The sequence below is a fragment of the Bradyrhizobium sp. CER78 genome (assembly GCF_029846235.1).
Lineage (GTDB): Bacteria > Pseudomonadota > Alphaproteobacteria > Rhizobiales > Xanthobacteraceae > Bradyrhizobium.
The window spans coordinates 1-20,131 of record NZ_JARVWP010000029.1 but is presented as its reverse complement, the minus strand read 5'-3'; the positions used below and the strand labels follow the sequence as shown (position 1 = coordinate 20,131).

Below are 20,131 nucleotides of genomic sequence, written 5' to 3'. Positions count from 1 at the left end.
ACCGGCCGCGCTACCACGCGATCTGGCTGTGTGCGGGGCGGTCGGTGAGCAGCGGCTTGCCGAACAGCGACGGCACCAGGTCGTCGAGGAAGAGCAGCAATTGTGCCCGGAAGCCCGGCCCGGTTCCCCCTGCGCGGTTGAGCGGGATGATCGCCTCGGCGGCCACCTGCCAGGTCACGGCCACATAGGCAAAGCCGGGGTTCGCGGTCGCTGCTGTGGCTTGGCCGCGGGGGCTGTCGAACCTGAATTCGATCAGCGGAACCAGCTGATTCAGCGGCTCATCCCTGGGTGGCCCGCCGTCGAACCGCTTGGTGAGATAGAAGGTGCTGTACTGGACCGAAAAGCCCCAATGCAGCGTCTCGACGGCAGGAGAGAGGACGGTGTCGAACCGGCCGGTGACGGGATTGGGCGCCAGCGCCACGCCGCCGGAGCCGACCGGAACTTCGTCGACGACCGCGGCCGTGATGGCAACCGGCCGCAACCACGACAGCGAGTCCGGGAGATCGCCAAGCCCCTTGCCGAAGAAGATGCCCGGCTGGATCGTGTCGGGCGCATCGGTGCCGATCGCGGCCGCGCCGGAGTGACCAATGCCCCAGGCGAGACCGACCGAGACCAGCGTCTCGTGGCGGTTGTCCCGATAGGCCTCGTATTTGAGACCGATGCTGGTCTTGTCGAAGCCCGACGTGCGGCCGATCGGCCAGCTCTGATGCACCCACGAACTGTCGAGGGTGAAGGCGAGCGTCGGCGTGAGCAGCCGGGCAAAGGCGCCGTTGATGCGATTCTCGACGACGTCGCTGCCCTGCGCGGGGAAACCAAGATAGTTGAAGTTCGGCAGGATGAGCTCGTCGGCCACCGCGGGATCGTCGATGGTCATGGTGCCGGCGAAATAGCGGTTGCCGGCGATGCCGTGCGCGCCGGCCGATTGCGCCCATAACATCGGCACGATCACGAGCGCGCCGCTGCGGCATATCGGCTTCATCGACATCATCTCGGCCGGCCCTTTGCCGCTTGCTCGATATAGGGTACCCCCCTATATTAGATGATCATGTCGCACACGATCAAGAACAAGTCGAAGCTCGTCGGCCGCATCCGGCGCATCAAGGGGCAGGTCGAGGCGGTCGAGCGTGCGCTTGAATCCGAGCTCGGCTGCGCCGACGTGCTGATGCTCATCGCCTCGGTGCGCGGTGCCGTGAACGGACTGACCGCCGAGCTGCTTGAGGAGCACATCCGGCATCACGTCGTCGATCCCGCGCATGAGAAGGATCCGGCACGGGCGCAAGGCGCCGCCGACCTGATCGACGTTGTCCGCACTTATCTCAAGTGATGCGATAGTCGGGCGCCGCGAAGTGCAGCGGCGCTGCTCAGCCGACGGCGAACAGCCGCAGCGTCAATTGGCGCTGCCGATCAGGCTTTCCAGCAGGCGCTTGAGCTCGGTGGTCGACTTGTCGCCGTAGCTCTCGACGATGTGCTCCTCCTGGCTCACCGCCAGCGAGTTGAGCCGGCGGCACAGCGCCTTGCCGCGGTCGGAGACGAACATCAGCACCTTGCGGCGATCCTTGGGGTCCTGGACGCGGTAGACCAGCGCGTCCGACACCATGCGGTCGATCATCTTGGTCAGCGTCGGATGGTTGAGCAGCACAGCATCGGCGAGCTCGCCCATCGAATGGCCGTTGCCGTCGGACAGAACCTTCAGGATGCGCCACTGCTCGACCGGCACGCCTTCCTTGGCCAGTCGCGTCTCCAACTGCCGGTTGATCTCCCGGTTGGCTTGCGCGAGCAGGTAGGTGAGGTGTTCGGTGATCGGGGAGTTTTCTTTCGGCGGTTTAGCCACGGCGTGAGACCTGGTTCCTGACCCGGTGAATGAATGTCCGGCAATGCATGCCATTTCTATATGCACTTCAATTGTTGAATATTCAATATTTTCCCCTAGGATATTCCCCCAACCAAAGGGCGGATGCCGTGACCGCCCGCTGGCTGCGTTGCGTATTGCTTCCCAGACAGGAGTTGGCGTGCTCTCGACGGTCTCTTACCAGGCGTATGGCGGCTTGCCCGTCGCGCCGCCGCACCTGTTTCGAAGTCCGTCGTCCTGCGCGGCCGATCTCGCTTTGACCGTCAAGCCGGGCTCCTCGCGCCGTGGCGGCACCGACAGCAAGCTTCGGATCGGCAATTTCATCACCTTCTCCGGCGCGCCCGGCATCTGGGGGCCGATCTCCGCCAACAGCGTGATGCTGGCGGTTGCCGAGATCAACCGGCGCGGCGGCATCCGCGGCCGCGAGGTCGAATTGTCGATGTACGACGCCGGCGGGCCGATCGATGAGGTGGTGCGCCGCGCCGAGCGGGCGATCGCCTACGACGAGATCGACGTGATCATGGGCTCGCATATCAGTGCGGTCCGCCTCGCGCTGCGCAAGGTCACGAGCGGCCGCATCCCCTATGTCTACACGCCGGTCTATGAGGGCGGCGAGCGGACGCCCGGCGTGATGGCGATCGGCGAGACGCCGCGGGCCGAGAGCCGCCCGGCGATCCACTGGCTCACCGAGGTCAAGAAGGCGCAGCGCTGGTACCTGATCGGCAGCGACTATGTCTGGCCCTGGCAATCGCATCGCGCGGTGAAGCGCTACATCAAGGAGGCCGGCGGCCAGGTGGTCGGCGAGGAGTTCGTGCCGCTCGGCGAGGACGATCACGAGCCGCATCTGGCGCGGATCCGCGCAGCAAGGCCCGACGTTGTGCTGATCACCCTGATCGGGACTGACAGCATCACCTTCAACCGCGCCTTCGCGGAAGCCGGGCTCGCCGCCACCACTCTGCGCTATGCCGGCGCAATGGACGAGACCGTGCTGCTCGGCATCGGGCCGGACGCGACCGAGAACCTGTTCTGCGCCTCCGGCTATTTCGGCTGCGTCGGCTCGCGCGCCAATGACGAGTTCCAGACCAGCTACCGCGCGATGTTCGGGGCGCACGCGCCGCCGATCGGCTCGGTCGGGCAGTCGAACTATGAGGGGATGCGCTTCCTCGAAGCGGCGGCCAACCGGGCCCGCTCGCTGTCGACGGGACCGCTGTCCTCAGCGGCGCGCAACCTCGACTACAGCGGTGCGCGCGGCACGGTCACCATTCGTGACGGCCGCGCCGAAATGCCGATCTATCTTGCCGAAGCCGACGGTCTCGACTTCAATGTGATCAAGACGATCTAGCTTGGCATCGTCGTCCGCGAGGGCGACGCCGCGCTTGCCCCAGGGCGCGGTGCCAGACAGGAGCAGGTGTGCATTCGACGCTCGATGTCAGGGCCGGAAGCTTCAACAGGAATGGCGGTCTCCCGTTCCCGCCATCCCTGCTGTTCAGGAACCTGGCGTCGGCGGCGTCGGATCGCGTGCTCGCGCCGATGGATCGTGGCGGATTCGGTCCGCGCGGCGCGCGCAATCGGCTGCGGATCGCCGGCTTCGTCTGTTGCTCCGGTTCGCCCGGGATGTGGGGGCCCGCCGCGACCTCGACCGCGCAGCTCGCGGTTAGCGACATCAACCGGCGCGGCGGCATCCTCGGCCGCGAGATCGAGTTCCAGGTCTACGACGCCGGCGGGCCGATTGATGAGGTGATCGACCGCGCCGAGCAGGCGATCGCGTCCGACGAGGTCGATCTCATCATGGGCATGCACACCAGCAGGGTGCGTGTCGCGCTGCGTGGCCTCATCACCCGCAGCAGGATCCCCTACATCTACACGCCGGTCTATGAGGGCGGCGAGCGGACGCCGGGCGTGATTGCGATCGGCGAGACGCCGCGCTGGCAGAACCGGCCGTCGATCCACTGGCTGGCCGAGGCCAAGCGCGCCTCGCGCTGGTACCTGATCGGCAGCGATTATGTCTGGCCGTGGCAGTCGCACCGCGCGGTGAAGCGCTACATCAAGGAGACCGGCGGCCTCGTGGTAGGCGAGGAGTTCGTGCCGGTCGGCGAGGACGATCACGAGGCGGCGCTGGAACGGATCCGCGCGGCGAAACCCGATGTCGTGCTGATCTCGCTGATCGGCACCGACAGCGTGACCTTCAACCGCGCCTTCGCCGATGCCGGGCTCGCCGCCACCACGCTGCGCTTTGCCGGCTGTTTCGACGAAACCGCGCTGCTCGGCATCGGCGCCGACAAGACCGAGAACCTGTTCTGCGCCTCCGGCTATTTCCCCTCGGTCGGCTCGCAGGCCGGCGACGATTTCAGGGATCGCTACCGCGCGATGTTCGGGCCGTTCGCGCCGCCGGTCGGATCGTGCGGCGAGTCCGCCTATGAGGGCTTCTGCCTGCTCGAGGCTGCCGCCAAACGCGCCGGCACGCTGGACCTGCGGCCATTGCTTCAGGCTGCGGACAACCTCGTCTATCGCGGGCCGCGCGGTCCGGTCACGGTGCGCAGCGGCCACGCCAGGATGCCGATGTATCTTGCCGAAGCCGACGGCCTCGACTTCAGGGTGATCAAGGCGATCTGATTCTTTCTTCACCTCTCCCGCTTGCGGGGGAGGTCGCATTGCATCGAAGATGCAAAGCGGGTGGGGGCTCTCTCCACCATGCGACTCGCTTGAGATACCCCCACCCGGACCCTCCCCCGCAAGCGGGAGAGGGAGCCTTGTGAAATAATACTTGAAAAGGAAAATATTTCCGTTTTCAATACAACAACGGGGTGAGCGGTTCGCGCGGCGTCAACGCGCAGCACGCTGCCCTGCGCCGAGGGATCAGATCCAAGATCAAAAACTTCAGGAGAGCGCCGTGACCGTCGTCCTTCCCACGCCAACGCAACTTCGCGCCGTCGCCGAGCAGTGCGGCCTGTCTCTCACCGATGAGGACGTGACCTCGTTCCGCGGTCTGATGCAGGGCTCGATCGAGGCCTACAACCTTGTCGCCACGATGCCGGACGAACTGCCCGAGGTGAAATATCCGCGCACGCCCGGCTATCGCCCGGCGCCGGAAGAGAACAAGCACAACGCCTGGTATCGCAAGTCGACGGTGAAGGGCGCGGCCTCCGGCAAGCTCAAGGGCAAGACGGTGGCGCTGAAGGACAACATCATGCTGGCCGGCGTGCCGATGACCAACGGCTCGTCGACGCTGGAAGGCTTTGTGCCCGATTTCGACGCCACCATCGTCACCCGCATGCTGGATGCCGGCGCCGAGATCAAGGGCAAGGTGCATTGCGAACACTTCTGCCTGTCCGGCGGCAGCCACACCGGCTCCTACGGGCCGGTGCACAATCCGCACAAGATGGGCTATTCGGCCGGCGGCTCATCGTCGGGCTCCGGCGTCGTCGTAGCGCTCGGCGAGGTCGACATGGCGATCGGCGGCGACCAGGGCGGCTCGATCCGCATGCCGTCCTCATTCTGCGGCACCTACGGCATGAAGCCGACCTGGGGCCTCGTGCCCTACACCGGCATCATGCCGATCGAGATCTATGTCGACCATACCGGCCCGATGACCGCGACCGTGGAAGACAACGCGCTGCTGCTCGAAGTGCTCGCCGGCGACGACGGCTACGATCCGCGCATCAAGGCGCCGAAGGTCGAGGACTACACCAAGGCGCTCGGCAAAGGCGTCAAGGGCATGAAGATCGGCATCCTCAAGGAAGGCTTTGAGCAGCCGACCGCGGAAGCTGCGGTGAATGAGAGCGTGCGCGAGGCGGCCAAGCGCCTCAAGGATCTCGGCGCGTCGGTCGAGAATGTCTCGATCCCGATGCACATGGCGGGCGGTGCGATCTGGACTCCGATCGGCACCGAAGGCCTGACCCAGACCATGATGTTCGGCGATGGCTACGGCCTCAGCCGCGGCGATCTCTATTCGACCTCGCTGATGGACTTCCATCGCGGCTGGCGTCGCCAGGCGGATTCGCTGTCCGAGACCACCAAGCTGTTCATGATGCTCGGCACCTACATCAACAACAATTTCGGTCCGCGCTTCTACGGCAAGGCGCTCAACATCTCCCGAAGGCTCGCCGCGGCCTACGACAAGGCGTTCAAGGATTACGATCTGCTGCTGATGCCGACCACGCCGATGAAGGCGACGAAACTGCCCGAGCCCAATGCCAGCCGCGAGGAATACGTCGCGCGCGCGCTGGAGATGATCTCCAACACCGCGCCGTTCGACATCACCCACCACCCGGCGATGTCGCTGCCTTGCGGCATGGTCGACGGATTGCCGGTCGGCCTGATGCTGGTCGGCCGGATGTTCGAAGAATCCACCATCTACCGCGCCGCGCACGCCTTCGAGCAGGCCGGCGACTGGAAGAAGATGTGAGGCGCCGTTTGTCGCAGACCGGAGGGATCGAACACCATGGCTAGCACCTTCGCCGCGGTGTTCGAGATCGTGAGCTTCGGCGCGATCATCGTGCTGGTCGTGCTCGGGCTCGGCATCATCGCCAGCATGATGGGCATCTTCAACTTTGCGCAGGGCGAGTTCGTCCTGCTCGGGGCCTATGTGACCTACCTGGCCTACGCCCACGGCGCGCCGGTCTGGGCCGGCATGGTCGCGGCGCCCTTCGTGGTCGGCGCGCTCGGCTTCGTGCTGGAGGCGCTGATCATCCGGCGCTTCTACGCCGCGCCGATCGTGGCGATGCTCGGCACCTATGCGCTCGGCCTGATCATCCGCGAAAGCGTCCGCGGCCTGATCGGCGGCTTCTATCTCACGGTGCCGGAGCCGATCGGCGGTTCGATCGACCTCGGCTCGGTCCACATCTCGGCCTGGCGCTTCACCATCATCGTGATCACGCTGCTGGTGATGGGCGCCTGCTATCTGCTGCTGGCGCGCACGAGCTTCGGGCTGCGGGTCCGCGCCACGCTGGAAAACCCGGCGCTGGCGCGCGCCTCGGGCATCTCGACGCCGCTGATCTACGGCGCGACCTTCGCATTCGGCGCGGCGCTGGCCGGGCTTGCCGGCGCGCTGATCGTGCCGGTGTTCAGCCTGTTCGCCGATCTCGGCATCCGTTTCCTGATCCAGGGCTTCGTCGCCGTGATGGTCGGCGGGGTCGGCTCCTTCATCGGCCCGGTCGCCGGCGCAGGCCTGATCGGCACGCTCAGCGCCGCGCTGCCATGGGTCATGTCGCCCGTCGTCGCCGACGTGCTCGTCTTCGTGCTCGCCATCGCCTTCATCAAATTCCGGCCGCAAGGCCTCATTGCTGGGAAAGGGGTCTAATCACCATGTCGATTGAACGCATGAATCTGACGCGCCGCCGCTTCATGAGCAATTTCGCCTTCGCGACCGGAGGACTCGCGACCGGGGTCGGCAGCTGGGTGATCAGGCCAGATTGGGCCAACGCCGCCGAGGGCCCGATCAAGGTCGGCATCGCGACCGACCTGACCGGCCCGATCGCCTATGCCGGCAATGCCGACGCCAACGTCGCCAAGATGGTGATCAAGGAGATCAATGCCGGCGGCGGCCTGCTCGGCCGGCCGCTCGAGCTCTATATCGAGGACACCGCCTCGAACGAATCGGTCGCGGTCGGCAATGTCCGCAAGCTGATCCAGCGCGACAAGGTCGACATGGTGCTGGGCGGCATCACCTCCTCGATGCGCAACGCGATCAAGGATCCGATCGTGGCGCGCGGCAAGACGCTCTACATCTATCCGCAGCTCTACGAGGGCAAGGAGTGCACGCCCTATCTGTTCTGCACCGGGCCGACGCCGGCGCAGCAATGCGACACCTTCATTCCCTGGCTGATCAAGAACGGCGGCAAGAAGTTCGCGCTGCCGAGCGCCAACTATGTCTGGCCGCACACGCTCAACGTCTATGCCCGCAAGGTGATCGAGGACAATGGCGGCGAGGTCGTGTTCGAGGAGTATTACCCGCTCGACCAGGTCGACTTCTCGGCCACGGTGAACCGCGTCATCTCCAACAAGGTCGACGTGGTCTTCAACACCGTGATCCCGCCGGGCGTCGGTCCGTTCTTCAAGCAGCTCTATGAAGCAGGCTTCCTCAAGAACGGCGGCCGGCTCGCCTGCGTCTACTATGACGAGAACACGCTCAACATCAATCAGGCCAACGAGATCGAGGGCCTCGCCAGCTGCCTCGACTATTTCAAGGTGCTGACCAAGGAAGATCCGTTCGACGCCAAGCTTCAGGCTGCCTACGAGAAGGATTTTCCCGGCAACTTCCTGTTCGCGGCCGGCAGCGCTGCCACCGGAACCTATCGCGGCCTCAAGCTGTGGGAAGCGGCGGTCAAGGAAGCCGGCAAGGTCGACCGTGAGTCCGTCGCGGCCGCGCTCGACCACGCCAAGATCGCCGAAGGTCCGGGTGGACCGGCCGAAATGGTGCCGGGCAAGCGTCATTGCAAGATGAAGATGTACACCGCTGTTGCCAAAGGCGGGAACTATGAGATCGTGGCGCGCAGCGACGGTCTCGTTGATCCCAAGGAGTGCTGAGCGATCCATGGGTGGAGCAAGCGAGGCCGTCGCACGCGTCGGTGAGGAACCAGATGTCGTGACGGGTGAAAGTGCACCGGCCGCACGCGCGCCGGCGGGACAGGCGTCGGCAGGATGGAAGGTCCTGCCGATCGTGGAAGGGCTGGTGCTGCTGATCGCACTGGTCCTGCCATGGGTGCTGCAGGATTATCTCACGGTGTTCGCCACCCGCGTGGTGATCCTCGCGCTGTTCGCGCTATCGTTCGATCTGGTGTGGGGCTATGCCGGCATCATGAGCTTCGGCCAGGCGCTGTTCTTCGGCGCTGCCGGCTATGGCGTGGCGCTGATGGCGCGCGACCTCAACGTCACCTCGATCCTGCTGATCTTGCCCGCCGGCACGCTGATCGGCCTCACCGCGGCGCTGCTGCTCGGCGGCTTCCTGCTGCTCGGGCGTTACCCGTCGAGCGTGATCTTCGTCTCGCTCGGCACGCTGACCGGCTCCTATGCTGCGGATCGGCTGGCGCGCGGCTGGTACTATCTCGGCGGCCAGAACGGCATCCCGTCGATCCCGCCGCTGACGCTCGGCAGTTACGAGTTCGAGGAAGGGCCGGTCTACTACTACATGGTGCTCGGCATCCTCGTGGTGGTCTATCTGCTCTGCCGCTTCCTGGTGCGTTCGCAATTTGGCCTCGCGCTCGCCGGCCTGCGCGAGAACGAGCAGCGCATCGCCTTCTTCGGCTACAAGGCGCAGCATCTGAAGGCGATCATCTTCGCGGTCGGCGGCACCATCGCCGGGCTCGCCGGCAGCCTCTATGCCTTCCACGAGGGATTCGTCTGGCCCAACATGCTGGGTGTCGTGTTCTCGACCCAGGTCGTGCTCTATGTGTTGTTCGGCGGCTCCGGCACCTTGATCGGCGCCGTGATCGGCACCGTGATCATCGAGGGCGTCTCGTTCTGGCTGTCGGATAATTATCGCGACGTCTGGCCGATCATCCTCGGCGTGTTGCTGCTGCTCGTCATCATGTTCCGCCCCCTCGGGCTGATCTCCTTCGTGCTCGGCGAGCGCGAGCGCGTCGGCAGCTTCGGCAAGGGACCCAAGGCGTCAAAGGAGGCCGGCAATGCCGCTCCTTGAGGCGCAAGGGATCAGCAAGGTGTTCGGTAAGCTCACCGCGCTCGACGGTGCGGCGCTGACCGTCGGCGAGAACGAGTTTCACGGCCTGATCGGCCCGAACGGCTCGGGCAAGAGCACGCTGATGAAATGCGTCGCCGGCGCCGAGGTGCCGACCACGGGCAAGGTCAGCTTCATCAACACTGACATCACGGCGTTCACGCCGACCGAACGCGCCCGCGCCGGCATGAGCCTGAAATTCCAGATCACCTCGGTGCTGCCGACGCTGACGCTGTACGACAACATCCTGTTGGCGCTGCAGGCGCATTGCTCGCTGTTCGATCTCGTGCTCTCGCGCACCCGCAGGAAACTGCATGATCAGGTGATGACGATGCTGACCCAGTTCCGGCTTGCCGATCGCGCGCATGATGCCGCAGCGGCGCTGTCGCACGGCCAGCAGCAATGGCTCGAGATCGCGATGGCGCTCGCCGGCAAGCCGCGGCTTCTGCTGCTGGACGAGCCGACCGGCGGCATGAGCCTCGAGGAGCGCCGCGTCACCGGCGAATTGTTGCAGCCGATCAAGCAGCATTGCTCGCTCGTCATCGTCGAACACGATCTCGATTTCATCCGCGACATCTGCGACCGCCTCACCGTGCTCGACCAGGGCAAGGTGCTGGCGTCGGGGACGGTCGCGGAAATCCAGGCCAACAAGAACGTCCAGGAGATCTATCTTCGCCGTGCCTGAGCAAACCTTCCTCGATATCAGGCATCTCGATGCCGGTTATGGCCGCAGTCAGGTCCTGTTCGATGTCAACATCGGGATTCCCTGGCGCGGCGGCGTCGCCGTGCTCGGCCGCAATGGTGCCGGCAAGACCACGCTGATGAAGACCATCGTCGGCGAGCTTGCGAGCTCGCAGGGCGAACTGTTTTTCGACGGCCGCGACATCACGCGGCGCCGCACCGAGGAGCGCGTGCGCTCCGGCATCGGCTATGTGCCGCAGGAGCACTCGGTGTTCGCCCGCCTGTCGGTGCGTGACAATCTCGCGGTCGGCTCGCTGACCAATTCCGATACCAGCGCGGTCGATCGCGTGCTGGAGATCTTCCCGAAGCTCGGCCAGCGCCTCGACCAGCCGGCCGGCACGCTGTCCGGCGGCGAGCGCAAGATGCTGGCGATCGGCCGCGCCATGCTCGGCAATCCGAAGCTGCTGCTGTTGGACGAGCCGACCGAGGGCGTCTGGATCGGCGTGATCGAGGAGATCACCGAGCGGCTGATCGAGCTCGCCAAGAGCATCGCGGTCGTGATCGTCGAGCAGCATCTCGACCTCGCGCTGCGCGTCGCCGACTACGCCTATGTGCTGGACCGCGGCCGCGTCGCGCTGCAGGGCGGCGCCGGCGAGGTGCGCAACGATCCGGAACTGCTGCGCTACCTCGCGCCGTAGAATCCCAGGGTTCCCTCCGGCTCCTTTGGGAACGAAGCGCCGCCGCTGCCGTTGGGCCGCGGGAGGAATTCACGATGCGCTATTTCTCGATTGCTGCTGCTTTAGTCGTTGCCGTCATAAGCAGCGGTGCCGCATTGGCACAGCATGCCGGCACCAAGTCGGAACAATCCGCCTGCTCGCGCGATGCACAGCGCTTTTGCCGCAAGGACCTCGGCAATGACGACGCCGTGCAGAACTGTCTGCAGATGAAGCGCGACAGTTTGAGCCGGAGCTGCAAGAAGGTGTTTGAGAGCCACGGTATGTAGCCGTCGCTTGCCGGTCGCAGCGGCAACTCTCTGTCGGTCTATCGCAGCGACGTTCCGTCAATGCGCTCGACGAGATGTGCCCGTGAGGGCGAAGGGTCGAATCGCTCGGCGAAATACTGAGTTTCGTGGGCGACCAGCCCGTCGCGGAATTCCATGATGCTCACCACATAGGACGGCCTGTCGTCATAGGTGAGGATGTATTCGGTGATCCATAGATCGCCGCCGCCGATCATGCGCTGGATCGAGAAGCGCTTCTTGTTCGGCTGCGCCGTGCGGCTTTCCTGAATGTTGCGCCGGCCGCGGATTCGCTCGCCCGATTGCGGATAATCGAGCACGGCATCGTCACGATAGATGTCATGCTCGCGCTCGAAATCGCTGGCATCCGACGCATCCCAATGGCGCTGCAGCGCCGACCGCACGGCTTGATCGTTCATGGCAATCTCTCCGGCTCTGCGCGCGTGCATGATCTGACGATTGTCCGCGTCCACAAGCGGAATGTGGTGGCGACGGCGCGGTGATGCGAGGGGGCCTCCATCTTCCCGTCATTCCGGGCTCTCGCTTCGCGCGCCCCGGAATGACTGACCAAAGCTGTCATCGCCCGGCTTGACCGGGCGACCCAGTACGCCGCGGCCTTTCGGCTCAAGCACTGCTGCCTCTGGAATACTGGATCACCCGCTTTCGCTTTCGCGGGTGATGACACCCAAAGCCGGTTAAAAGCCGGTTAGTTGACAGATGAATCGAAACATCGCCGCAAGTTCACCTCATCCTCCCCTCGAGGGGGAGGGTCGGTGCGCATGCAGCGCAGCGGAATGCGGACCGAGGTGGGGTGATCTCTCAACGCGGACAGTGTTGGATGTGGAGAGACCGTCACCCCACCCCGGATCGCATTTCGCTTCGCTCAATACGATCCGCCCCCTCCAGGGGAGGGTGGCAGTCCGTCGGTCGGGATAACGGAACGATGGCGCGCTTACTTCACTGCGGAGAAGCGGGTGTCGAACGAGTTGGTCTGCACGACAGGTGCGGAGCCGGCGAGTTGGGTCGACGATGTTGCCGCCGGCGCGGCGGCGGTGTCGGCGACTTGCGGCTTCGGCGCGGGCCTGGCGGGCGCCTTCGGCTCGGCCTTCGGTGCGACGCGCACGACCGATTGCGGCTTGGCCTCGGCAACCTTCGGCTTGGCTGGAGCGGCAGCGGCCGCAGGCTTTGCGGCCGGCTGGCTCGCATCGGCGGTGCCGCCGATGCCGACCTTGCGGGCAAAGCTGGAGAAGAAGCCTTCGGACTTGTCGGACGCATTCGCCGACGCCACACGGGTGGTGGCCGGCGGCGTGGTCGCTGTTGCGACCGAGGTCGACGACGTCGTCGCGACCACAGGCTCTTCCTGCTGGACCGCGAGATTCGGCCTGGGCGGATTGACCGTGCCGGGGATGGTGCCCGGCGCGCGCGCCAGCGACATCGATGCCAGCGCCTGGCTGTCGCCGCCTTCGGACAGGCCGGTGTTTCCTTCCGGAATCTTCGAGGCGAAGATCGCGTTCATGCCGCCGTCGATGCCGGTGTTGAGGCGCGCCACCGGCGTGCCCTTGGCGGCCAGCTTGGCCATCTCGGCGTCGTCGCGCTGCTCCTTCTCGCGCACCGCGCTCGCGATCTCCTCGGGGATCACATAGGCCGGGCACTTCGCCGATGCATTGAACACCGGATCGCGCACAGCATCCGCCGGCTTCGCCGCGTCGAAGACGTATTTCTTCTCGCAGAAGTCGACCTTCGGCTCCTGTTTCGTGACCTCGAAATGATCATTGCCGACCTTGATCATCTTCCAGAACGGCATGTTCGGATTGTTGCGGTGCTTGGCCATGTTCACCGCGGTCATCCGGAACGGATAGGCCTGAAACTGGAACGCCTTCTGGCCGCCGAAGAAGGATTCGCGGCCGAGCGAATAGATCTCCGCGATCTGCTCGTCGGTCATCGCGTAACAGCCGCGCGACGAGCAGTCGCCATGCACCATCAGCTCGGAGCCGGTGCGGCCGAGCGATTTGTCGAAGGCGTTGGGATAGCCGGTGTTGAACGACAGGTAATAGGCCGACTGCGGATTCATCTGGCTCGGGTTGATCGAATAGAACCCTTCGGGCGCCTGGCGGTCGCCTTCGCGGACCTTCGGGCCGAGATCGCCCGACCAGCGGCAGATCGGATAGGTCTTGAGCAGGGCGAACTGGCCGGAGCGGGTCTGCTTCCAGACCTCGAGCTCCGCCTCCTGCTTGAACAGGCGCACCAGGATCGGCGACTGCAGGTCCATGTCCTTCTCGGCCATGGCGGCGACGAGCTTTGGCGGGACCGGCTGATTGGCCTTGGCGTTCTGCGCGAGCGAGATCTGGTCGCTGTCACAACCGGCGAGCATGACGCCCGCGGCGAGCACCGCCGAAGTCAGAAGCGCGCGTACGAGCGTGCGATGAGTCAAGTCCGAGCTCCACACCCACCGGGCGATTTTCGCGACCCCAACACGGCGAATATGCCCTGAAGCCATTGTGTAAAATATTAGCCTTCGACCACCCCTGCTCGCAACCTGAACCGGGGCTGACAGCCTTCACGGTAGCAGGCATGGTTCAAGGAACGTTAAAGACCCCGCTCGGGGCCCAATTACGGCAAAATCGGCCGATTTGGTCGAAAAATAGGGCTATTCGGTCGGGTCAGGCGAGCTTGCGGCCGATATCGAGGAACTTCTGGCGCCGCTGTTTGCGAATCGCGTCCGGATCAAGATTTCGTAGGTCGTTGAGCGCCTGGGCGATGGCATCGCCCGTGGTTGCGATCATCGCGGCGGGGTCGCGATGCGCGCCGCCGGAGGGCTCCTTGAGGATCTGGTCGATCACGCCGAAGCGCAGCATGTCCTGCGCGGTGATCTTCATGCTGTTGGCGGCTTCCTGCGCCTTGGTGCCATCGCGCCACAGGATCGAGGACGCCGCTTCCGGCGAGATCACGCTGTAGATCGCGTGCTCCATCATCAGCACGCGGTTGGCCGTGGTGATGGCGATGGCGCCGCCCGACATGCCTTCGCCGGTGACGATCGCGACATTGGGCACACCGAGCGACAGGCAGGCGTCGGTCGAGCGCGCAATCGCCTCGGCCTGGCCGCGCTCCTCGGCGCCGATGCCGGGATAGGCGCCGGCCGAATCGACGATCGACAGCACCGGGATGCCGAAGCGGTCGGCCATCTCCATCAGGCGCACTGCCTTGCGATAGCCTTCGGGACGCGCCATGCCGAAATTGTGCTTGATGCGGCTGTCGGTGGTGGCGCCCTTTTCCTGGCCGACCACGCAGATGCTCTCGCCGCGGAAGCGGCCGAAGCCGCCGATCAGGGCCTCGTCGTCGGCGAACTTGCGGTCGCCGGCCATCGGCGTGAATTCGGTGATCAGGCCGCCGATGAAATCGGTGAAGTGCGGCCGCTGCGGATGCCGCGCCACCAGCGTCTTCTGCCACGGCGTCAGATTGGCATAGAGGTCGGTGAGCGCCTGTGCCGCCTTGTCCTCGATCCGCGCGACCTCGTCGCCGATGTCGCTGCCGCTCGCGGCAAGCGCACGCAACTCGTCGATCTTGGATTCAAGCTCGGCGACAGGTTTTTCGAAGTCGAGATAGCTGCGCATCGGATCGGGCATCAACTCAATATAGGGAGGAACGGTGCGAGGGGCGAAGCGGTTTTGGCGTAGAGAAGAGAAGTTTTGTAACTTCAATTGGTTAACGCGCATTCCCGCGGAATGCACGCTTCGGGATCGCAGGCAGGTGACGCTCTTTCTGCGGAGACGCCGCGGAAGTCAAGGCGGATCAGGTGGCGGTATCGATGTCCGGTCGGCGGCGGACTTACTTCTCCGCCAGCGGATGCAGGTCGCGGACCAGGCTCTTCAGCCGCTCCTCGACCACATGGGTGTAGATCTGGGTGGTGGAGATATCGGTGTGGCCCAGCAGCGTCTGCACGATACGCAGGTCCGCGCCGTTGTGCAGCAAATGGCTGGCGAAGGCGTGGCGCAGCACGTGCGGGGAGACCAACCGCGGCGCCAGTCCGGAGGCAGCCGCAAGCTCCTTCAGGTCGCGGGCGAAATGCTGCCGGGTCAGATGGCCGCTCTCGCCGGAGGAGGGAAACAGCCATTTCGAGGGCGCCGCCTTCTTCGCCTTCGGCTGCATCACTTCCATCGCGGCGAGGTAATCGGCCATCGCCGTGCGCGAAGCATCGTTCAGCGGCACCAGCCGCTCCTTGTTGCCCTTGCCGCGCACCACGATCATCCGCGCATCGCGCCGCGCCGCGGCGACCGGCAGCGACACCAGCTCGGAGACGCGCAAGCCGGTGGCGTAGAGCACCTCGAGCAGGCAATAGAGCCGCAGCGCGCGCAGCCGCTGCGCCGGCGAGGCGTCGGTTTGGGTCAGCTCCTTGGCGCGGGTCAGCATGCGGTCGACGTCCGCGATCGACAGCACCTTGGGCAGGCCGCGGCCGCGCTTCGGGCCGGACAGGATCGCGGCCGGATCGTCGGAGCGGACCCGCTCGTTGAGCAGGAAACGATAGAGATGCCGCATCGCCGACAGCCGCCGCGCCACGCTGGTCGACTTGAAGCCGCGCGTGTCCAGGTCGGCGAGGTAGCCGCGCAGCGCCTCGGTGTCGGCACTGGTGAAATCGGTGCCGGCATGGGCGAGGTAGCCGGAGAAATCGGTGAGGTCGCGCCGGTAGGCGTCGAGCGTGTTGACGCCGGCGCCCTGTTCCGCGGCGAGCATGTCGAGGAACAACGCGGTCAGCTTGGCGTCGGAGGACTTGGCCGGAGCCTTGGTGGTGGCCTTGGCGGATGTCTTGGTGATCTTGGCGAGAGCGGTCATGCCAAGACTCATAGCGCCTATTTCTTGAGGAACTTATCCGGCGGGATGGTTACGGTCATTTCCCGGGGCTTCGGGTGCACGAAATTCGCCAGCGCGAAGACGATGCCGTAGCCGATCCCGAAAATCACGGCGACGACCGTCAGGAAGCGGAACAGGCTGGGCATGGAGGCGACTCGGGCGGCGAATTAACCAATGAAATCATCCAACATGTTCCCCGCGCGGTTGCAAGAGTCGCTGGTAACGGTGTCGCCGGGGGTAGTATAGGTGGCTCGAATTCTGAACAATTCGTCCCAATATCCGAGCTTTTTGATGTCCGACGCAGCCGTCCCGGCGTCCACCACCCACCCGACCCTGGAGGCCGATATCGCGGCCGCGCTGGGGCCGCGGTCGATCGTGCTGGTCGGCATGATGGGGGCCGGCAAGTCGACCATCGGCCGGCGGATGGCGGTGCGGCTCAAGTTGCCGTTCACCGATGCCGACACCGAGATCGAGACCGCGGCCGACATGACGATCCCGGAGATATTCGAGACCCATGGCGAGGCCTATTTCCGGGACGGCGAGGCGCGGGTGATCGCCCGCATCCTCGACAGCGGCCCGATCGTGCTGGCGACCGGCGGCGGTGCCTTCATGCGCGAGGAGACCCGGAGCCGGATCCGCGACCGCGCGATCTCGATCTGGCTCAAGGCCGACAGTGATATAATCATGCGCCGGGTCCGCCGCCGCGCCGATCGGCCGCTGCTGCAGACCGCCGACCCCGAGGCGACCGTCAACCGCCTGCTCAGCGAGCGCGAGCCGGTCTATGGCACGGCCGACCTGACGATCGCCTCGCGCGATGTGCCGCACGACCGCATCGTCGACGAATGCCTCGAGGCTCTGCATGCGCATCTGTGCGGCGTGCGGCCGGCCGGCGAGCCACCACCTGATGGATTGAACGCGACCTCATGACTGCGCCCTTGAAACATTCCGCATCCGTTACCGTCGACGTCGCGCTGGGCGACCGTGCTTATGACATCGTGATCGGCCGCGATGTGCTGGCCTCGCTCGGCGCGCGCGTCGCGGCGCTGCGGCCCGGCGTGCGCACGGCCATCGTCACCGACCGCACCGTCGCCAGGCATTGGCTGGAGCCGACTGAAGCGTCGCTCGCTGCCGCAGGCGTGCCGACGTCGAGGATCGTCGTCGAGGAGGGCGAGGGCTCGAAGAGCTACGCGACGCTGACAGAGGTCAGCGAAGCGCTGATCGCGGCGAAGATCGAGCGCAATGATCTCGTCATCGCGCTCGGCGGCGGCGTGGTCGGCGACCTCGCGGGCTTTGCGGCCGCGATCCTGCGCCGCGGCGTCGATTTCGTGCAGGTGCCGACCTCGCTGCTCGCGCAGGTCGATTCCTCCGTCGGCGGCAAGACCGGCATCAACTCGCCGCAGGGCAAGAATCTGATCGGCGCCTTCCATCAGCCCGTGCTTGTCATTGCCGACACCTCGGTGCTCGACACGCTGTCGCCGCGCCAGTTCCGCGCCGGCTACGCCGAGGTCGCGAAATACGGGATCCTCGGCGACGAGGCGTTCTTCGCCTGGCTCGAGACGAACCACGCCGACATCTTTGCAGGTGGCGCCGGGCGCGAGCACGCCATCGCAACTTCCTGCCGCGCCAAGGCCGGCGTCGTCTCCCGCGACGAGCGCGAGACCGGCGAGCGCGCGTTGCTCAATCTCGGCCACACTTTCGGCCATGCGCTGGAAGCCGCGACCGGCTTCTCCGACCGCCTGTTTCACGGCGAGGGCGTCTCGGTCGGCATGGTGCTCGCCGCGGAATTCTCGGCGCAGCTCGGCATGATTTCACCTGACGATGCGGCCCGCATCGCCCGTCATCTTTCCGCGGTAGGACTGCCGACGCGCCTGCAGGACATCGCAGGCTTCACGCAGGAAGGGCTCGCCGATGCCGATGCGCTGCTGGCGCTGATGGCGCAGGACAAGAAGGTCAAGCGCGGCAAGCTCACCTTCATCCTGCTGGAGGCGGTCGGCCGCGCCGTGATTACCAACAATGTCGAGCCGCAGCCGGTGCGCGATTTCCTGCAAGCCAAGCTGAAGGCTTAAAAGCCACGGATCACGCCAGTGGGATGGTTGACCTTCTCGATCGTGCTGCTCTGCCTGCTCATCTCCGCCTTCTTCTCGGCGAGTGAGACCGCGCTGACCGGCGCCTCGCGCGCCAGCATGCTGCGGCTGTCGAAGCAGGGCAACAGCGAGGCCACGGTGGTCTCGAGCCTGATGGCGATGCGCGAGCGGATGATCGGCGCGCTGCTGCTCGGCAACAATATCGCCAATATCGGCGCCTCCGCGCTCGCCACCGGCATCTTCACCGCCTGGTTCGGCGATGTCGGCGTGCTTTATGCCACCGGTGTGATGACGGTGCTGGTGGTGATCTTCGCGGAAGTGCTGCCGAAGACCGTCGCGATCAATGCGCCGGACCGGGTGTCGCTCCTGGTAGCCCGGCCGATGCGGTTGACGGTGTTCGTGCTCGGGCCGCTGCTCAGCATCATTGAAGGCATCGTCCGCGCCCTGATGAAGCTGCTCGGCATCAAGATCGGCGCGCATCAGGCTATCCTGTCACCGACCGAGCGCCTGCGCGGCGCGGTCGATCTGTTGCATCACGAGGGCAAGGTCGAGAAGCAGGACCGCGACATGCTCGGCGGGCTCCTCGACCTCAGCGAGCTGCAGGTCTCCGATGTGATGGTCCATCGCACCGAGATGACCATGGTCAACGCCGACCTGCCGCCCGAGGAGCTGGTGCGCGAGGTGCTGGCCAGTGAATACACCCGCATCCCGTTGTGGCGGGAGAAGCCGGAGAATATCGTCGGCGTGCTGCACGCCAAGGATCTGCTGCGCGCGATGCGCGCCAATGAGGGCGACATGTCCGCGATCGATGCCTCCGCGATCGCGCTGCCGCCGTGGTTCGTACCGGAGATGCGCCCGGTCTCCGAACAGCTGAAGGCGTTCCGCCGCCGCAAGACCCACTTCGCCCTCGTAGTCGACGAGTATGGCGAGGTCGAAGGCATGGTGACGCTGGAGGACATTCTGGAGGAGATCGTCGGCGACATCTCCGACGAGCACGACGTCGTCGTCGCCGGCGTGCGGGCGCAGCCGGACGGCTCGGTCGTGGTCGACGGCTCGGTGCCGATCCGCGACCTCAACCGTGCGATGGACTGGCGCCTGCCGGACGAGGAGGCGACCACGGTCGCCGGCCTCGTGATCCACGAAGCGCGCTCGATCCCGGAGCGGGGCCAGAGCTTCACCTTCCACGGCTTCCGCTTCCGCGTGCTCCGCCGCGAGCGCAACCGCATCACCGCGCTACGCATCACAGCCGTCCCGCGCGAGGTCGCCGAGTTCGACGAGAAGAAGCCGAAGCGGGCCGGTACGGCGTTCTAGTTGGAGCTGGCTTGTCTCCTGGTCCCGTCACCCTGAGGAGCGCGTAGCGCGTCTCGAAGGGTCGACGGCCACCGGCCGGGCCGTGCATCCTTCGAGACGCGCTACGCGCTCCTCAGGATGACGGGTCTGATAGGCGGTGCCGACCGCTACTCGATATCAATCGAGATGCCCGACAGCTTCCACGCGCCGTCGGAGGGGATGAAGCCGAGCTGATACTTCACCTGCTTGGGCGTGGTGTCGAAATGGCCCTTCAGCCGCAGCACGCCCTTGTCGTCGATCTTGGCGTCCTCATCGAGCACGATCGGCTTGGCGACCACGGCGTCGAACACGGCGTGCTTGTCGACCAGGTCCTTGAAGATGGTCTGCAGCTTGTCGGGCGGAAACTGGTCGCGGAACGGTTTCGAGATCTTGGCGTGGAACACGGTGAAATTATTCGCGGCCACCGCATCGTTGAGCGAGGCCAGGATGCTCTTGATCAGCACCTCCTGGACGAACGGGCTCGGCATATCCAGTGCCGAGGCCGGGCGCATCGCGCAGATCAGGAGCAGGCCGGCGGCGGTGACGATCGACCGGAAACGTGGCCAGCAAGGGATCATCAATGGCCCCATCTAAAGCGCGGAGGTGCTATTCTCATAAAGGAAAACCACGGCTTCGTCTTGAGGCAAGCGCGA

The 20,131-nt window shown here is 65.4% G+C and carries 21 protein-coding genes; 13 read left to right on the top strand and 8 right to left on the bottom strand.

Features of this window, described 5'->3' with window-relative positions:
- Positions 1–10: 10 nt before the first annotated feature.
- Entirely contained in the window at positions 11–979 is a 969-nt protein-coding gene (locus QDT69_RS35485) for a hypothetical protein (protein ID WP_279711113.1), read from the bottom strand.
- 66 nt (positions 980–1,045) lie between these two features.
- Between QDT69_RS35485 and QDT69_RS35480 the strand changes: the two genes are divergently transcribed.
- Positions 1,046–1,324, top strand: a complete 279-nt coding sequence (locus QDT69_RS35480; protein WP_279711112.1) for a metal/formaldehyde-sensitive transcriptional repressor — start codon at positions 1,046–1,048, stop codon at positions 1,322–1,324.
- Positions 1,325–1,387: 63 nt separating this feature from the next.
- On the opposite strand, the gene QDT69_RS35475 is transcribed toward QDT69_RS35480, so the two are convergent.
- On the bottom strand, positions 1,388–1,831 hold the full coding sequence (locus tag QDT69_RS35475) for a MarR family transcriptional regulator (protein ID WP_038387042.1): 444 nt from the start codon (positions 1,829–1,831) through the stop codon (positions 1,388–1,390).
- Positions 1,832–2,009: 178 nt separating this feature from the next.
- Here QDT69_RS35475 and QDT69_RS35470 point away from each other — a divergent pair, with 178 nt between their 5' ends.
- From QDT69_RS35470 to QDT69_RS35430, 9 genes are all read left to right on the top strand, one after another.
- Positions 2,010–3,191: a substrate-binding domain-containing protein gene (locus tag QDT69_RS35470; RefSeq protein ID WP_279711111.1), complete on the top strand. Its 1,182-nt coding sequence runs from the start codon at positions 2,010–2,012 to the stop codon at positions 3,189–3,191.
- 188 nt (positions 3,192–3,379) lie between these two features.
- Entirely contained in the window at positions 3,380–4,462 is a 1,083-nt protein-coding gene (locus QDT69_RS35465; RefSeq protein WP_279711150.1) for a substrate-binding domain-containing protein, read from the top strand.
- Between the two features lie 277 nt (positions 4,463–4,739).
- The gene (locus QDT69_RS35460; protein ID WP_279711110.1) at positions 4,740–6,254 is read left to right on the top strand and encodes an amidase; all 1,515 of its coding nucleotides are present in this window, start codon (positions 4,740–4,742) and stop codon (positions 6,252–6,254) included.
- Positions 6,255–6,290: 36 nt separating this feature from the next.
- Positions 6,291–7,148: a branched-chain amino acid ABC transporter permease gene (locus QDT69_RS35455; protein WP_279711109.1), complete on the top strand. Its 858-nt coding sequence runs from the start codon at positions 6,291–6,293 to the stop codon at positions 7,146–7,148.
- A gap of 5 nt (positions 7,149–7,153) precedes the next feature.
- Positions 7,154–8,374 (top strand): substrate-binding protein, encoded by a 1,221-nt coding sequence (locus QDT69_RS35450; RefSeq protein ID WP_279711108.1) that lies wholly within the window; start codon positions 7,154–7,156, stop codon positions 8,372–8,374.
- A 7-nt stretch (positions 8,375–8,381) separates the two neighbouring features.
- The gene (locus QDT69_RS35445) at positions 8,382–9,485 is read left to right on the top strand and encodes a branched-chain amino acid ABC transporter permease (protein ID WP_279711107.1); all 1,104 of its coding nucleotides are present in this window, start codon (positions 8,382–8,384) and stop codon (positions 9,483–9,485) included.
- Positions 9,472–10,206, top strand: a complete 735-nt coding sequence (locus tag QDT69_RS35440) for an ABC transporter ATP-binding protein (protein ID WP_279711106.1) — start codon at positions 9,472–9,474, stop codon at positions 10,204–10,206. Before QDT69_RS35445 ends, QDT69_RS35440 begins: the two co-directional genes overlap by 14 nt.
- Positions 10,199–10,900 (top strand): ABC transporter ATP-binding protein, encoded by a 702-nt coding sequence (locus QDT69_RS35435; RefSeq protein ID WP_279711105.1) that lies wholly within the window; start codon positions 10,199–10,201, stop codon positions 10,898–10,900. The genes QDT69_RS35440 and QDT69_RS35435 overlap by 8 nt, the downstream gene beginning before the upstream one ends.
- 74 nt (positions 10,901–10,974) lie before the next feature.
- Positions 10,975–11,205 (top strand): hypothetical protein, encoded by a 231-nt coding sequence (locus tag QDT69_RS35430; protein ID WP_279711104.1) that lies wholly within the window; start codon positions 10,975–10,977, stop codon positions 11,203–11,205.
- A gap of 38 nt (positions 11,206–11,243) precedes the next feature.
- Here QDT69_RS35430 and QDT69_RS35425 read toward each other — a convergent pair whose 3' ends face one another.
- The 5 genes from QDT69_RS35425 to QDT69_RS35405 all read right to left on the bottom strand — a co-directional run bounded on the left by QDT69_RS35425 (position 11,244) and on the right by QDT69_RS35405 (position 16,211).
- On the bottom strand, positions 11,244–11,639 hold the full coding sequence (locus tag QDT69_RS35425; protein ID WP_279711103.1) for a nuclear transport factor 2 family protein: 396 nt from the start codon (positions 11,637–11,639) through the stop codon (positions 11,244–11,246).
- A gap of 533 nt (positions 11,640–12,172) precedes the next feature.
- Positions 12,173–13,651: a murein L,D-transpeptidase gene (locus QDT69_RS35420; RefSeq protein ID WP_279711102.1), complete on the bottom strand. Its 1,479-nt coding sequence runs from the start codon at positions 13,649–13,651 to the stop codon at positions 12,173–12,175.
- A 229-nt stretch (positions 13,652–13,880) separates the two neighbouring features.
- Positions 13,881–14,843, bottom strand: coding sequence for an acetyl-CoA carboxylase carboxyltransferase subunit alpha (locus QDT69_RS35415; protein ID WP_050423919.1), 963 nt, complete (start codon positions 14,841–14,843; stop codon positions 13,881–13,883).
- Positions 14,844–15,045: 202 nt separating this feature from the next.
- Positions 15,046–16,047: a site-specific tyrosine recombinase XerD gene (gene xerD, locus QDT69_RS35410; RefSeq protein WP_279711101.1), complete on the bottom strand. Its 1,002-nt coding sequence runs from the start codon at positions 16,045–16,047 to the stop codon at positions 15,046–15,048.
- A gap of 17 nt (positions 16,048–16,064) precedes the next feature.
- Entirely contained in the window at positions 16,065–16,211 is a 147-nt protein-coding gene (locus QDT69_RS35405) for a hypothetical protein (protein WP_016843561.1), read from the bottom strand.
- Between the two features lie 145 nt (positions 16,212–16,356).
- On the opposite strand from QDT69_RS35405, the gene QDT69_RS35400 reads away from it, so the two are divergent.
- The 3 genes from QDT69_RS35400 to QDT69_RS35390 are packed head-to-tail and all read left to right on the top strand — an operon-like array spanning position 16,357 to position 19,460.
- Positions 16,357–16,992, top strand: coding sequence for a shikimate kinase (locus tag QDT69_RS35400; RefSeq protein ID WP_279711100.1), 636 nt, complete (start codon positions 16,357–16,359; stop codon positions 16,990–16,992).
- Positions 16,989–18,131: a 3-dehydroquinate synthase gene (aroB, locus tag QDT69_RS35395; protein WP_279711099.1), complete on the top strand. Its 1,143-nt coding sequence runs from the start codon at positions 16,989–16,991 to the stop codon at positions 18,129–18,131. The genes QDT69_RS35400 and aroB overlap by 4 nt, the downstream gene beginning before the upstream one ends.
- Before the next feature lie 18 nt (positions 18,132–18,149).
- Complete coding sequence (locus QDT69_RS35390; protein ID WP_279711098.1) at positions 18,150–19,460, top strand: HlyC/CorC family transporter; 1,311 nt, start codon at positions 18,150–18,152, stop codon at positions 19,458–19,460.
- Positions 19,461–19,606: 146 nt separating this feature from the next.
- Here the strand turns inward: QDT69_RS35390 and QDT69_RS35385 are convergent, their stop codons facing one another.
- Positions 19,607–20,056: a hypothetical protein gene (locus QDT69_RS35385; protein ID WP_279711097.1), complete on the bottom strand. Its 450-nt coding sequence runs from the start codon at positions 20,054–20,056 to the stop codon at positions 19,607–19,609.
- Positions 20,057–20,131 lie beyond the last annotated feature (75 nt).